This window comes from Methylobacterium pseudosasicola, assembly GCF_900114535.1.
GTDB lineage: Bacteria > Pseudomonadota > Alphaproteobacteria > Rhizobiales > Beijerinckiaceae > Methylobacterium > Methylobacterium pseudosasicola.
This window is the reverse complement of record NZ_FOTK01000078.1, coordinates 1-12,341: the sequence shown is the minus strand read 5'-3', so window position 1 is coordinate 12,341 and position 12,341 is coordinate 1. Positions and strand designations below refer to the sequence as shown.

Below are 12,341 nucleotides of genomic sequence, written 5' to 3'. Positions count from 1 at the left end.
GAACACGAAGCCGATCCAGTCCCGGCGCATCCGGGCCCGGGCATCGTCGGACAGGCGGGCCGTGTCCTTGCCGTCGAGGCGGATCGACCCCGAGGTGGGTCGGTCGAGGAGCCCGACCATGTTCATCAGTGTGCTCTTGCCCGATCCGGACGGCCCCATGATGGCGACGCACTCGCCGGCCTCGACGCCGAGGGTGATGTCGCGGATCACCGGCACCGGCACGGTCCCGACCTGGAACGTCCGGTGCACGGCTTCGAGGGCGAGGAGCGACATCTCAGAACCCCAGCCGCACGCCGAACAGGCGGCGACCCGCCGGCATCTCGGCCTGCCCGACCACGACCTCGCTGCCCTCGGCGAGGCGGCCGGCCGACCGCAGCGCGACCAGGTCGGCGCTGGTTGCTCCTGTCTCGACCCGGACGGCTTCGAGGCCTCCGTCCGCGCCCCGCACCCAGACCGCGGGGGCGGCCGGATCCCGGGGCATGCTGCCTTCGGGCCGGAATCGCAGGGCCGCTAGCGGCACCTTCAGGACGTCCTCGTCCTTGTGGATCGTCAGCTTCACCAGGGCGGTCATCCCGGGCAGGAGCAGGCCGTCGCGATTGTCGGTCTTGAGGACGACCGTGTAGGTGACGACGTTCTGCGTCACGAGCGGCGCCTTGCGGACCTGCCGGACCACGGCCTCGAACCGCCGGCCCGGATAGGCGTCCACCCCGAAGGTCGCGCGCTGCCCGGCGGCGACCCGGCCGATATCGGTCTCGTCCACGCGGGCATGGACCTCCATCTCGGCGAGGTTCTTGGCGATGTTGAACGCGGTTCGGACATCCAGGCCGGCGGCCAGCGTCTGCCCCTGGTTGACGAAACGGCCGACCACCACGCCGTCCGTGGGGGATCGGATCACCGTTCGGTCGAGGTCGATCTCGGCGCCCCTGAGGCTCGCCTGGCGTTGGGGCACCGCCGCGTTGGCCTGCGTGAATTCCGCTTCGAGGCGCCGCACCTCGGCCACGGCGGCCTCCACGGCGAAGCCGTTGAGGTCGAGCACCGAACTCGCTTCCCGCGCCTGGGCCTTCCGGGATGCGAGATCGGTCTGCGCCTCTTCCAGGGCGGCGGGTGAGGCGACTTCGCGGGAGCGCAGGGCGATCTTCCGGTCGAGATTGCGCTCGGCCGCGAGTTGCACCGCCTGGGCACTCTCGACCTTCGCCTGGAGGACGGCCTTGTTGCCGCGGGCGTTGTCGAGATCGATCCGCGCCCGGTCGAGCCGCGCCTGCTGGACCTTCACGTTCGCCACCGCCATGTCGAGGGCCGCGCGGTTCTCCTCGACTTTGGCAATGAAGCTGCGCTGGTCGAGCTCCGCGAGCGGATCGCCGAGGCGGACCCGGTCGTTGAAGTCCACGTACAGCCGGGCGATCTGCCCCGGCAGCTGCGAGCCCACCTCGACGGTGTCGACCGGCTGCACGGTCCCCGTGGCGGTGATGAGCTGTTCGAGGGAGCCGCGCTGGATCGGCGCCGTGATGAAGCGGTCAGCCTCGGGCGGCAGGACTGCGGGTTCCTTGACCGATGTGGTGGTCTCCTTAACGGCGGCGGCCGCCGGCGACCCGCGCGGTGTAGCGCCGAACCCACCGGCATCGGGATTTACATAGGTGAGCAGGGCGAAGGCGGTGACCGCTGCGAGGCCGAGCGTGATCAGGTTGTCAGGCAACCATCGCGCCATGTGCTGTCCCTCCCATATGTTCGCCCCGCGTATCCGGTGAGATCCAGACCTGGGACGGCGGCCCTGGGACCAAGCCCGAGCCTTCTCATGGGGTCGCAGAGATTACTGCGTTTGGGAATTCTCAGCTAACCCCTAGGTACTCATCAAAATCGCGACAAAGATTTTCATTTTAAATCATCGATGTCCGAGCCGCCCTGCGCACCAGGGTCTGCACGCATTCGCATCCGGTCTTGATCATCACCTTGGCTCGGTAGATTTCCACGGTGCGATGACTAATGTCGAGCACCTGCCCGATCTCCCTATTGGTGCGCCCGAGCAAGACGTGGTGAAGCACGTCGCGCTCGCGCCCGGTCAAGCGGTTGACCTGCTCTGCGAAGTCCGCGTCGTCGCTGGTCGGTTGAGCGCTGTCGTCCCCGACGAGGGCCGCCCGGACCGCGTCGAGCAGGAGGGGGGCCTCGAACGGCTTTTCCAGAACATCGCAGGCTCCAAGCTTCATGGCCCGCACCGCGGTCGGCACGTCCGCGTGTCCGGTCATGATCACGACGGGCACCATCGAGCCTGCGGCTCGAAGGCGGCCCAGCATTTCCAGACCGCCGATGTGCGGCATGCGCAGATCCGCCACGATGCAGCCGTTCAGGTGGCTGGCCTCCTCAAGCAACGTGGCCGCTCCGGCATGCTCGACGACGCGATGCCCGAAGACCCCAAAGAGGAGCGCGAGCGAATGGCGCATCGCTTCGTCGTCGTCCACCACGTGGATCGTCGAAACAGGAACCATCCTCATATCCGGCCCTCCATCTAGAATGGAGAAATATCAGCTTCAAAAAAATAATTTCATATACAGCTTCTTTATTTCGACAGTATATCAATCTAGACAGCAGAATAATATTAACACGACATATTATATATTTCAGAACTAATAATCTTGAGTGCTAGCGTTGCCATTCCCAACGCCGTCTCCAAAGCCAAAATTACCATTGCCGTTCGTGAAATTTCCATTGCCGTTGTTAGATCCGCGATTTCCGTTACCGTTATTTGAACCTAGATTACCGTTGCCGTTGTTCGACCCAGAATTACCGTTGCCGTTGCCGTTACCAGAACCAGCCATCAGATCTGTGTTCGCGGGAACACCGCCTCTGTTTAGAGTAGCGGGACCATCGAATGCAGGCCTTGCAGCTAGACCAGACGCTGCTAGACCTGCGAAGGGCGTGAGCCACCCCCAATACAAGACACTCAGGCTGCTGGGCGGCATGCGGCGATAGTGCCAGGGCTGGCTTGACGTCCGTCCCTGACCATCAGCCTGCACGGCGGATGCAGAAGGGAGCACTATTACTTGGGCCGAGAGAGACATCGGGAGCAGTGCCATAACAACGGCGCAGGCACCGCTAGCCAGGCGTAGGAACGAGCCGTTCATGCTGACCTCCTTCGAAAAGGACCGGGGATGACAGCTTAACGACGAAAGAAACTGAGACTTGGGTTGCCGTTTAAGTTGCCGTTTCCGCTGCCGATGTTGGCGTTCCCGTTTCCGCTGCCGCCATTCAGATTTCCGTTTCCAGCACCGACGTTCCCGTTTCCATTCCCGGAACCAGAATTGTAATTCCCGTTAAAGGCGCCAATGTTGCCGGACCCGTTATTAGCGCCGGTATTTCCGACTCCATTGAAGGCACCCACGTTCCCGCTCCCGCCGTTGAACGCACCAACATTGTTAGAGCCAGTATTGAACGCCCCGAGATTACCGTTAACGATAGGCATTCCGGTACCGTTACCGTTGCCATTGCCGTTGCCGGCACCGTAGTTGTGGTTGCCGTTGAAGTTTCCGTTACTGGAGCCGATGTTTCCGTTACCGTTGCCATTGCCGTTGCCAATAATAAGGCTTTGGGCCACAGCGAGTGCCGGCACGAAACTAGGTCCGCTGCCGAGGATGGCGACAATGATCCAGGCGACTGCCCGCATGACGTCCTCCTGCGCTCTGAAAGAGCTCTCTCGACGAGGGCAAGGAAGGCGACCGGCGTTTTAGGCCGGTCGCCGGTTCATTCTCCGCTTAGAAAGCGAAGAAGCTCGGCACGTTGCCGTTGCCGTTCACGTTGCCGTTGCCCGAGCCGCGGTTGCCGGTGCCGTTCAGGTTGCCGTTGCCGATGCCGACATTGAGGTTGCCGTTCGCGTTGCCGTTGAGGCTGCCACGGTTGAGGTTGCCGTTGCCGTTGCCGTTCAGGCCCCCGAAGACGTTGCCGTTCCCGTTCAGGTTGCCGTTGCCGGAGCCAGCATTGCCGTTTCCGTTCAGGTTGCCGTTGAAGCTGCTTCCGAAGTTGAAGTTGCCGTTACCGTTGCCATTCAGCGAGCCGGCGTTGGCGTTGCCGTTGCCGTTGCCGTTGCCCGAGCCGATGTTGCCGTTACCGTTGCCGTTGCCGTTGCCGCCGGCCATCGCCAGCGAGGGCATGCCAGCGAGGGCAAGGACGGCGACAGCCGAGAGCAGAATTGTTCTCATCGCATTCCTCCTGTCCGATGCTTACCCAAACCCCTCTCTGGCGGGCCGGGCGATGTAGGTCGTCACTCAAGGTGAGCAACTCGGTCAGGTTGCGGGATTATATCAGATAGGCACAGATATAAATTTGAGGTAGCCCATTTTAATTAGTGAATTTTGGCTAGGTATATACACGTAAACAGCATAAATTTGCATTCAATATTCATCGATAGAATAAGATTAAATTTCTATTCTGTTTTCGCCGCGGACGCCATGTCTAAAAATCGACCGCAAAAACAAAGATGCATATTTCGGGCCACTGATTTAAGCGCCAAAGCAACCCAGCTTAGCGAATGAATTATCGAGAACGATACGCCCTTCTACCCTGCTTAAGTTTCCGGAATGTATGGGCTGCTGCAGCCGTTCGGCTGGGGCGCCTCAGACTGCCCCCCCCAGGCGAAGCCAATCCGCCGTGATGCCAATGGAACTAGGTAACACCACAAGACGCCAGGAGATCTCGAACCGTGAGTCGGCGCTATGTCAGCCCGGATATAGGCGTTACAGGCGTTACAGGCCGCTCTTATACGAGTGACCCTTTCCGCGCATCGCCAGCAACGCTCTTGCCGCTCGGATCGGGTGCGCGGTCGGAGTCAAGCGCGCTCCAATAGCTCAACCAGCAACGAGCCAGCTGCAGCGAGGACGTTACCCCGCCCACCCCAGCGCAGAGGCTCCACCTCGATCACGTTCGCCACCTCCGGCAGCACGACCTCGGGTGCCTCGATCTCGCGGTCGGCATCGTTGCCGCGCATCCAGACCACCTGGCTGCCAGTGTGGTTCTCAGGGGCGGCCAGCGACGGCTCGGCGTCGGCGCCGTCCTCGAGGTCCGTGTCGCCATCCATGCGGTCCAGAACCGCGATGATGCGGTCCGCGGCGTCGAGGGCGACCTGGGCGGCCGCCTCCAAGCTGGCGCGGAGCGCGGCCCCGGCCAGCGGCTCCGGGATCTCCGGAGCGGCCGGTTTCGGACGCGGGGTGAAGGTGAGCACGTCGCCCATGATGTCATGTCTCGGGATGTGATGGGGGAGCCCGGCGAGATCCGGCCGGGGCGGTACGCACGGCGACTGAAAGGGGTGGCGGGCGCCGGTCAGCGCCCTGCCCGCTCGGCCTCGGCGTGGGTGGCCAGTTCCCGGGCGAAAGCCGCGGTCTCATCAGGGTCGCCGTTCTGGATGACCGGCGCGGCCAGGATCTCCAGGCGTTTTTCGCGGTCGCAGGACGTCGTCGGCCGGCGGCGCTTCGCTTCCTTGTTGGCCGCGCTCTCCACGTCCGTCAGCGCATCGCCGAGCCAGTTCATCAGCTTGCCGGCGGCGTTGTAGTGGTCACCGGGGGCGCTCTGCTCGCTCCACCTGCGGGCATGGCACCGGCCCGTCCAGGCCATGGCGGAGGCTACGTCGGCCACGGTGTTCGCAATGTCGTGGAGGGCCTGCAGATCCTCCAGCGAGGCGGACGCGAAGTCGATCTGGTCGACGAGGCTGACGCTGATCATGGCCTTCGGCGGCGCTGCCTGAGCCTCGGTGAACGCCAGGATGTCCCGGGCGAGACCGGCCCCCAGTCCTTCGGGCCAGGTCACGTCGATGTCGTCGCTGCGCTGAGCGACGCGGGCTTTAAGTTTGAGCCCGGCCAGCGAGGCGGCCGGCAGCTCGGCGATCTGGAGCTCGATCTTGTGGAGGGCGGTCCCGGCCTCGCCTGACGCTTCTTCGGCAGAGGCGACGCCGGTCCGCTCGCGCCAATCCTCCTTCTGCTGAAACCAGGCGCGCCACTCAGGTCCAGCACCAGCCGGCGCGGGCCCGGGCCAGCCTTCCTTGCTGGCGGTCTCGCCGATCAGGCTCTCTTCGTCCGACAGCCGCTGATAGAGGTCGACCGCCGCCTCCCAGACAGGGGCGAGCGCCAGCAACTCGGCGTCGCCTCGCTCGCGCAGCGCCTGCGTCGTGGGCTCGGCGCCGGTCCGCAGCGCCTGAGCAGCCTCGAAGGCGCGATCATGCCGGAATGCGAGGGCGTGGACGGCGTCGCTGCGCAGTTCGCGCCGGATCCGGGCTTCCCAGGCCTCATGCGCATCGCCGGGGAGGTGGTTGGCCTCAATGATACGCCGACGCCCGATCTCGCTCCGCACCCGGCTGTGCATCTGCAGGGCGTTGAAGCCGATCCAGTGCGCCATCGGCCGGCGCGAGACCTTCCCGGTGGCGTCGGCATAGGAGACCGTACCGTCGCGGTGGTCGATGCCGCCACCAGCCAGCACGTCGTGGTCGGGACCGGCCTGCGCCACCTGGGCGGCGAAGTCGGGCGTGGGCTCGGGGGCTGCCTGGGGCTTGGACGCGGGGATGCTGGCCCGCAACTCGGCAGCGCGCTCCCGAAGGCTCAGGCGCTCGGCATCGCGGCGGATCAGGTTCTTGAGGGAGCTACGGAGGGACATCGCGGGATCCTCGGATGAGGGGCGCGGGCAGCCGGCCCGCTCGGTGGCGGGTCGGCTTCAGAGAAGGGTGGCGAGGCCGGTCAGGACCATGCCGCCGCCAATGATGAAGGCGGCAGCCAGCAGCTCGCCGGCGGTGTCGAGGAAGCGCAGGGACCGGCTGTGAGCCGTATCGGGGCGGACCGGGCAGACGGCCTGCCAGGGCTCGATCTCGCCCGGGACCGGCTCGTTCGGCAGGTTGAGGTAGCGGGGATCGACCGGGATCCGGCGGCGCGCTGTGCCGGTGGCGGCCGTGCTACGGACCGGGACGGGCTGCGAGAAATCGGGAATACGGGCGTGCGTCATCGTTCGGGCTCCGGTGAGGGCTCGTGGCGGTGGGTCGATGGTGGCGAAGGGGATGCGGGCCGGGTCAGCCCGGCGTGGCTACGGCGTCAGTGCGCGGTGGCGGCGCGGGCCATCTTGGCGGCCTGCCAGGCGGCCTTGAGGGCGGTGGACAGGGCCGCGGCGCGAGTGAGGCCGTAGCGCTCCTGCAGGCCAGTGGCGGCGGCTGCCGCGGCGGCCATGATCGCGGAGCGGTCGAACTTGCCGGCGACGACGAGCGGGCGGCGCTGGAACCGGGCGAAGCCCTGGACCTGAGCGCGGGCGCTGAGCAGGCCGGCGGGGATCTTCGGCCGGCTGTCGTGCAGGCTGCGGGAGAGGGTGTTCCAAGAAACGGTGCGGTGCGACATGGGATTGGCCCCCGAGGCGGCGTCTGATACACTCAGGGTGTAATACGAGCCGTCTGAGGTGTCAACACCTGAGAGGCATCGCAATACCTCTGAGGTGTATTTTGCTGACGGCTGAACAGCTACGCGCTGCCCGGGCCCTGATCCGGTGGGAGCAATCGACCGTCGCCGAAAAAGCGGGGGTCTCCGTTGAGACTGTGAAGCGGCTAGAGAAGCTGGACGGTCCGCTCCTGTCCACGAAGTCGGCGACGATCCACGCTCTAGAAGCCGCCTTCCGTGAAGCCGGCGTCGAGTTCACCAACGGCGGCGAGCCCGGCGTGAAACTGCGCCGCAAGGATCCGGCATGACCGCCGAACCCGCCTCCCCCGAGCGGCTTTCCGAGGTCCTACGCCTCTGCACCGTGCTCTCAGATCGTGCGCTCGACGCGCTGATCACGGGTGGGGCAGTGCCTGCGGATCAGGCCGTCGCACTGGCAAAGGCCGCACGCCTTCTGCAGGATTATGATGTGGAGTGGCCGCCCCTACTGACCCACGTGATGCACGAGCTCGCGGACAAGGATGGCCGGTCGGTGCCAGAGCCAGCGGGAGAGGCATCGGAAGGCGTTGACCTGCACGGCCTGACCCGCTTCTTCGCGAGCTTTCGTAAGGACAAGGAACAGCAGTGACCTACACCGTGGAGCAGCTGGCGCCTGGCAGCTACGATGTACTGCTCGACGGCGTCGTGATTGCAGGCTTGGTGCGCAGCGTTCACCGTAGCGGCCCAAGCGACACGTGGCAGGTCGAGTTGCTCGATGAGATGCCGGCGACCGAGCGCCCAGCACCGTTCGCGAACCAGCGGCACGTGTTCAAGTCACGCCCGGCGGCGCTGGAATGGCTCGGCATTCAAGAGCCTGCAACTGCGGAGCCCGCTGGATGAGCATGATCAAGGGGCGGCTTCTGGCGATCGGCGTTGCGGTCGTACTCGTGAGCGTCGAACGCACGCTTGAGGCTGCCGGCCTGGAATACGCGTTCGAGGACTGCGCTGTTGCAGCTGTCGCGGCGGCCGTGGTCGTAGCAGCGGTGGATCTTCGCTCATGACCCCCGGCCTCTCGTTCATCCCCGAGAACGGCGGCGGGGCCGGGATCCGGTTCCGGGAGCGGAAGGCCTCGTAGGGCAATCAAGGTTGAACTGCTATATAAGGCAAAGGAGGCCCGACGTGCCTGATCCCGCCTTGCTCGACCTCATGTACCATCTCTCATGGCAGCCGCCGGCGCTCGTTCGCCCCGCCATGGTCGCTAGTGCGGCCGGCTCGTCGCAGACTTTCGAGAAATTCGTCGAGTCCAGCGAAGTCGAAATTGACGCATGGGAGCTTCGAGGTCGTACTCTCCGCGCCGAGCTGTGGCAGCGCGCGCACTCAGGTGACACTGAACTGGATTTCGCAACCATTGAAAGCATGGTTGACTCGTTCGAGCGCTCCCTACGGCCAGAGGGACGCGAGGTTGCAAGATTTCGGAAAAGCCTAAGACGCGAGGTGCGGGATGCTCGCCCGAGCAGTCGCGCGGAAATCGAGCGCCTTGGCAGGCGCATGCTGGTCACCTGTGAGCGCTTCTTAGAATTGGGTCTTGATTTCGCACTGTTTCTCCGCGCGTTGCGGGCTGAGATGGATCCAGATGCGCAGGGTGTTTCGACTTTCGATGACCCCGACGCCCTTGAGAAGTTTCTGCTAACCAATGCGGCGTAATTGTGAAGATCACAATTGCAAAAAGATTTAAGAAGGCTGTGGAGTTTCTACCGCCAAATAGGCAAAAGGCCGTCGCTCGCGCGCTATCCAAATTTATGCGAGAGCCTCGACTACCAAGCCTCGATTTTCGGCCGTTATCTGGGGCTGCCGGCTATTTCATCATCGATCCGACTAGCGGAGATCGGATTATACTTCGAAAAATTTCAGACGAAGAATACGAAGCTGTCGATGTCGGCCCCCATGATATTTATCGACGGTGGAATAGATAGTAGCAACGTCCCGTCGTTGGCCGGGCGGCCATACCATCACAACTCACTCGGCCTCCGATGTGCGTTCACGGTAGCTCAACCGCAGGCGACCATCCTGCCGGAACGCCGGTGAGATCGACGACCTCCCCCGCCAGCCCGTGATCAGATCGGGCGGCGGGGCCGAGCCGAGGACCAGGAACGTCTTAAGTGCGATAGTCGCGGTTTCAGTGCTCGGTCCCCGGCATATTCTGTCGTGGGGCGCCGCCGTGATCCTTGATGAGGTTGGACCGTTCCGGATCGCCCTTCAAATTAGCGACCTGCTTGCGTGCGGCCAATGCAAGAAAGCCGACGCCGCCGATCGTGCCCAGCGCTAGAAATAACAGAGAGATACCACTGCCCATGGGCGAGGCCTTTCGTCGAAGAAACCGCCGCAGGAAGGGCGACGGAGAGCATTATGCTACAAATCAAACTATGCCTGGGGTCATAGGTTGCAATTTTAGAAGACATTATGGGCGCGACGTCTTTTCTTAACAAATTTAGGGAGGATCCACGTGGACTCGAACTGCGTTGATCTAGGCAGCAATTGCCGCGGTGCGGAATTTTATCGTGTACAATCCCATCTTTTCATCGATATTGCTGGCGATCGAGTCTCAGCGCGTAATCGAGTTACGCATGGTCCGCCTGGCCTGGGGCGGCCGCGAAGGCCTCGCAGAAGCGCAGTCTATGGTGATCGAGAAGGTCCATGCGGCCGGCGAGGCCATGACGACGCTGATGATGGGCGGCACCCCCGAGACGGTCATCGCCCGCTACCGCGAGCATGTCGCCTTCAACACTAAGCGCCTCACCGCAGACTGACGGACTATGCAGCCGTCCGGTACACGCGGCACGAACTCTGCCTATGCGTTCCGGGACACCCCGCTGTTACTCCGAGGAGCGTTATGCCGTTGCGGAGAACGTCACGTGCCCGACCGGGCATATCCCAGGTAGATGCCGCGGTCGGTACCCTCACAGCTCTGGTTCTGGCCATTGAGCGCATGCCCACCGCCCCCACGGCGGTAGATCATCGGACCGCGATCAGACGACATGGCCGAGCGCTCGCAGCGCTGGGTGGTCCCGACATGTTACAGGCTGTCCTTCAGCAAATTGGAGAGCTGTCCCCGGCTCAAGCTAAGGCGCGGCAAGCGATCATTTCCAGGGAGTGGGCGAGAACCAGCGCCTCTATGGGTTGAGCCCTCCCGCCACGCCTCGCAGAGATGCGACGTAGATGACCACACCCGATTAACCTCGATCAGAGCAGGGCTTCGGTGGAGCGGCTACCGCATCGTCATGGCAAATCGGCTGATGACGCTCGACCTGTTCGCCACCCTCGACATCGTCGAGGACGACGTTGCCGCCGTGGTGGACGCCTACATGAACGATCCGACCTCTGGTCCGGCCACATTGGGCGACGGCTATCGGATCGATCCCGCGGCAGCCGTTGCGGACCACCCCTTCGCCAACACGCTGATCGGTCAGTCCTGGGCAAGCGCTGAGCTACGCCGGGCCGCAGTCCGCGCCGCCATCATGCTCGCGCAGCCGGAGCGGGTGTAGGCGTCGCATGCGGTTCGCCTTCTTCGACGGTGCCCGACCTTGCTGAGCGCCGCCCAGTCCAGACGACGCGACCAATGTCGTCCTTCAAGACGGTCAGCCCTGAGCGATGGCACGCCCAAGGTTGAACAGAAGCACGTCGGCCGCAGCGCGCACCTCAGCCGGAGCGTCGGACCCGAGCGTTTCCTTCAACGCGATAGCGAGGTCGGCCGCCCGTTCGAGCGGATCCCCTGCTTGCGGCGCGCTGCCCATGACATACCGCGCCCCACCGTCGCGCATCTCGGTGATGTCGATCAGGATGCCACGGGACCGGAGCGGGCGATCGAAGTGGTCGCGATATGTCCGGCCACGGCTGAGCAGCCAATTCACGGCTCCGTCAGGGGCGATGACGCGGTACTCGGACAGCACGAGGCCACCAGCCCGCGCGGCCCGCCGCATGTGTTCGGCCAGCCATTCCCGATCGTCCGGATGAACCGCCGCTGCGGCAGACATCCCGCTGATCTCACGCTCTGCAAGAGCGGCGTCACCCGTCAGCAGGCGAGCGGCACCCGCGTCGTAGGTGACCACGCCGCGAACGTGATCCCAATCCCATGTGCCGACGACGCACGATGCTTCGAGTGCACCCCTGAGGCGGTCTACGTTCTCGCTGAAGCCGTGGGTGACATCACTGCGCATGGCGCCTCTGGGAACCAAAAGTGGGACGGGCGCCGCTCAGGCGCGCACTGAGGGTATCAAATATACCAAAGCCCTAATCTGGGTTGCATTTTTTTTCCTACGTAACGTAGAAATTGTGCGGCGTGGCAGTCAGACGCACAGCGGAAATGCCGACCTAGCCTTAAGAGGCGAGCCGCGAAGCGAGGTGCTATGCGCGACAACACCGAAAGCAGTGACGATGGACGCGGAGTTCGTAATGCGCTGACCCGGATCAGCGATGCACTCGGTGTCCCGGCGGCGGCTTTCTATGGCGCCGATGCTGATGCGGTCGCGCATCTTCGTCGCGAGCAAGAGGCACATGTTCTCCGACTCGTGCGAGCGTATCTGCAAGAGGTCGATCATGAGCACGCACAGCGCTTCATAGCAGCGGTGCAGGCTCTGGCTGAGGTACGGTAGAGGCCGTAGGTTCCAGGATCGCCATCGCGTGTGGCTTCAATGAAGACGGCCTTCAGGATCCGGCGACGTCATTTGTCGGGCGAGCAGCATACCCGCCGCCGCCAACGCCTGCTGTAGCACCGGCAACATTTCATGCGCATGATCTTGTTCGATCAGCCCATGGGCCATCAGCAAGTGATCTGCGACGAGTTCGAGCGTCGAGCCCGGAGGTGTCGTCGCGTTCATGGGCGGCGGAACGAAGCGCGCGAGCGTGCCGTAGGCGGTCAGAGGTTCAGAGCCGCTGGTACTGATCTCCGTCAACGATCCGAGATAGCCGAGGAAGGTGTGA

Annotated in this window: 19 protein-coding genes and 1 pseudogene; 8 read left to right on the top strand and 12 right to left on the bottom strand. The window is 63.8% G+C overall.

Annotation, left to right across the window (positions count from 1 at the left end; translation table 11 throughout):
• The 9 genes from BM228_RS31950 to BM228_RS31910 form a co-directional block, all read right to left on the bottom strand.
• A partial coding sequence (locus BM228_RS31950; protein WP_139234318.1) for an ATP-binding cassette domain-containing protein occupies positions 1–273 on the bottom strand: 273 nt, incomplete at its 3' end.
• Between the two features lies 1 nt (position 274).
• Positions 275–1,705 carry an efflux RND transporter periplasmic adaptor subunit gene (locus BM228_RS31945; protein WP_092047166.1) on the bottom strand — a complete coding sequence of 477 codons (1,431 nt, stop codon included), beginning with the start codon at positions 1,703–1,705 and terminating at the stop codon, positions 275–277.
• 169 nt (positions 1,706–1,874) lie between these two features.
• Positions 1,875–2,453 carry a response regulator transcription factor gene (locus tag BM228_RS31940; protein ID WP_342030196.1) on the bottom strand — a complete coding sequence of 193 codons (579 nt, stop codon included), beginning with the start codon at positions 2,451–2,453 and terminating at the stop codon, positions 1,875–1,877.
• A gap of 698 nt (positions 2,454–3,151) precedes the next feature.
• Positions 3,152–3,655, bottom strand: a complete 504-nt coding sequence (locus BM228_RS34345; RefSeq protein ID WP_139234317.1) for a hypothetical protein — start codon at positions 3,653–3,655, stop codon at positions 3,152–3,154.
• Positions 3,656–3,743: 88 nt separating this feature from the next.
• On the bottom strand, positions 3,744–4,187 hold the full coding sequence (locus BM228_RS31930) for a hypothetical protein (RefSeq protein WP_208612143.1): 444 nt from the start codon (positions 4,185–4,187) through the stop codon (positions 3,744–3,746).
• Between the two features lie 626 nt (positions 4,188–4,813).
• Positions 4,814–5,215, bottom strand: coding sequence for a hypothetical protein (locus BM228_RS31925; protein WP_092047162.1), 402 nt, complete (start codon positions 5,213–5,215; stop codon positions 4,814–4,816).
• Positions 5,216–5,304: 89 nt separating this feature from the next.
• Entirely contained in the window at positions 5,305–6,627 is a 1,323-nt protein-coding gene (locus tag BM228_RS31920; RefSeq protein WP_092047160.1) for a hypothetical protein, read from the bottom strand.
• Positions 6,628–6,684: 57 nt separating this feature from the next.
• A complete protein-coding gene (locus BM228_RS31915; RefSeq protein WP_092047158.1) occupies positions 6,685–6,969 on the bottom strand; it encodes a hypothetical protein in 285 nt (94 codons plus the stop codon).
• Between the two features lie 86 nt (positions 6,970–7,055).
• Entirely contained in the window at positions 7,056–7,352 is a 297-nt protein-coding gene (locus BM228_RS31910) for a hypothetical protein (protein WP_092047156.1), read from the bottom strand.
• Between the two features lie 101 nt (positions 7,353–7,453).
• Between BM228_RS31910 and BM228_RS31905 the strand changes: the two genes are divergently transcribed.
• The 5 genes from BM228_RS31905 to BM228_RS31890 all read left to right on the top strand — a co-directional run bounded on the left by BM228_RS31905 (position 7,454) and on the right by BM228_RS31890 (position 9,068).
• The gene (locus BM228_RS31905) at positions 7,454–7,696 is read left to right on the top strand and encodes a helix-turn-helix domain-containing protein (RefSeq protein WP_092047154.1); all 243 of its coding nucleotides are present in this window, start codon (positions 7,454–7,456) and stop codon (positions 7,694–7,696) included.
• A complete protein-coding gene (locus BM228_RS31900) occupies positions 7,693–8,013 on the top strand; it encodes a hypothetical protein (protein ID WP_092047152.1) in 321 nt (106 codons plus the stop codon). The genes BM228_RS31905 and BM228_RS31900 overlap by 4 nt, the downstream gene beginning before the upstream one ends.
• Positions 8,010–8,264: a hypothetical protein gene (locus BM228_RS31895; protein ID WP_092047150.1), complete on the top strand. Its 255-nt coding sequence runs from the start codon at positions 8,010–8,012 to the stop codon at positions 8,262–8,264. Before BM228_RS31900 ends, BM228_RS31895 begins: the two co-directional genes overlap by 4 nt.
• Complete coding sequence (locus BM228_RS35025; RefSeq protein ID WP_167367892.1) at positions 8,261–8,425, top strand: hypothetical protein; 165 nt, start codon at positions 8,261–8,263, stop codon at positions 8,423–8,425. The genes BM228_RS31895 and BM228_RS35025 overlap by 4 nt, the downstream gene beginning before the upstream one ends.
• A gap of 118 nt (positions 8,426–8,543) precedes the next feature.
• On the top strand, positions 8,544–9,068 hold the full coding sequence (locus BM228_RS31890) for a hypothetical protein (protein ID WP_139234316.1): 525 nt from the start codon (positions 8,544–8,546) through the stop codon (positions 9,066–9,068).
• 472 nt (positions 9,069–9,540) lie between these two features.
• Here the strand turns inward: BM228_RS31890 and BM228_RS35020 are convergent, their stop codons facing one another.
• Entirely contained in the window at positions 9,541–9,717 is a 177-nt protein-coding gene (locus BM228_RS35020; protein ID WP_167367844.1) for a hypothetical protein, read from the bottom strand.
• A gap of 205 nt (positions 9,718–9,922) precedes the next feature.
• On the opposite strand from BM228_RS35020, the gene BM228_RS31885 reads away from it, so the two are divergent.
• Entirely contained in the window at positions 9,923–10,171 is a 249-nt protein-coding gene (locus BM228_RS31885; protein ID WP_092047168.1) for a hypothetical protein, read from the top strand.
• Between the two features lie 486 nt (positions 10,172–10,657).
• Entirely contained in the window at positions 10,658–10,906 is a 249-nt protein-coding gene (locus BM228_RS31880; RefSeq protein ID WP_139234315.1) for a hypothetical protein, read from the top strand.
• A 93-nt stretch (positions 10,907–10,999) separates the two neighbouring features.
• On the opposite strand, the gene BM228_RS31875 is transcribed toward BM228_RS31880, so the two are convergent.
• A complete protein-coding gene (locus tag BM228_RS31875) occupies positions 11,000–11,578 on the bottom strand; it encodes a PAS domain-containing protein (protein WP_092047145.1) in 579 nt (192 codons plus the stop codon).
• 189 nt (positions 11,579–11,767) lie between these two features.
• On the opposite strand from BM228_RS31875, the gene BM228_RS34340 reads away from it, so the two are divergent.
• A complete protein-coding gene (locus tag BM228_RS34340) occupies positions 11,768–12,013 on the top strand; it encodes a hypothetical protein (protein WP_139234314.1) in 246 nt (81 codons plus the stop codon).
• Positions 12,014–12,049: 36 nt separating this feature from the next.
• Here BM228_RS34340 and BM228_RS31865 read toward each other — a convergent pair.
• Positions 12,050–12,341: pseudogene (locus BM228_RS31865) on the bottom strand (PAS domain-containing protein); the annotation flags it as partial.

What these genes read in the sequence shown, in the direction of transcription:
- BM228_RS31945 (WP_092047166.1), bottom strand. Translation starts at nt 1,705, where the DNA reads ATGGCGCGATGGTTGCCTGACAACCTGATCACGCTCGGCCTCGCAGCG.
- BM228_RS34345 (WP_139234317.1), bottom strand. Translation starts at nt 3,655, where the DNA reads ATGCGGGCAGTCGCCTGGATCATTGTCGCCATCCTCGGCAGCGGACCT.
- BM228_RS31930 (WP_208612143.1), bottom strand. Translation starts at nt 4,187, where the DNA reads ATGAGAACAATTCTGCTCTCGGCTGTCGCCGTCCTTGCCCTCGCTGGC.
- BM228_RS31925 (WP_092047162.1), bottom strand. Translation starts at nt 5,215, where the DNA reads ATGGGCGACGTGCTCACCTTCACCCCGCGTCCGAAACCGGCCGCTCCG.
- BM228_RS31920 (WP_092047160.1), bottom strand. Translation starts at nt 6,627, where the DNA reads ATGTCCCTCCGTAGCTCCCTCAAGAACCTGATCCGCCGCGATGCCGAG.
- BM228_RS31915 (WP_092047158.1), bottom strand. Translation starts at nt 6,969, where the DNA reads ATGACGCACGCCCGTATTCCCGATTTCTCGCAGCCCGTCCCGGTCCGT.
- BM228_RS31910 (WP_092047156.1), bottom strand. Translation starts at nt 7,352, where the DNA reads ATGTCGCACCGCACCGTTTCTTGGAACACCCTCTCCCGCAGCCTGCAC.
- BM228_RS31900 (WP_092047152.1), top strand. Translation starts at nt 7,693, where the DNA reads ATGACCGCCGAACCCGCCTCCCCCGAGCGGCTTTCCGAGGTCCTACGC.
- BM228_RS35025 (WP_167367892.1), top strand. Translation starts at nt 8,261, where the DNA reads ATGAGCATGATCAAGGGGCGGCTTCTGGCGATCGGCGTTGCGGTCGTA.
- BM228_RS35020 (WP_167367844.1), bottom strand. Translation starts at nt 9,717, where the DNA reads ATGGGCAGTGGTATCTCTCTGTTATTTCTAGCGCTGGGCACGATCGGC.
- BM228_RS31880 (WP_139234315.1), top strand. Translation starts at nt 10,658, where the DNA reads ATGACGCTCGACCTGTTCGCCACCCTCGACATCGTCGAGGACGACGTT.
- BM228_RS31875 (WP_092047145.1), bottom strand. Translation starts at nt 11,578, where the DNA reads ATGCGCAGTGATGTCACCCACGGCTTCAGCGAGAACGTAGACCGCCTC.
- BM228_RS34340 (WP_139234314.1), top strand. Translation starts at nt 11,768, where the DNA reads ATGCGCGACAACACCGAAAGCAGTGACGATGGACGCGGAGTTCGTAAT.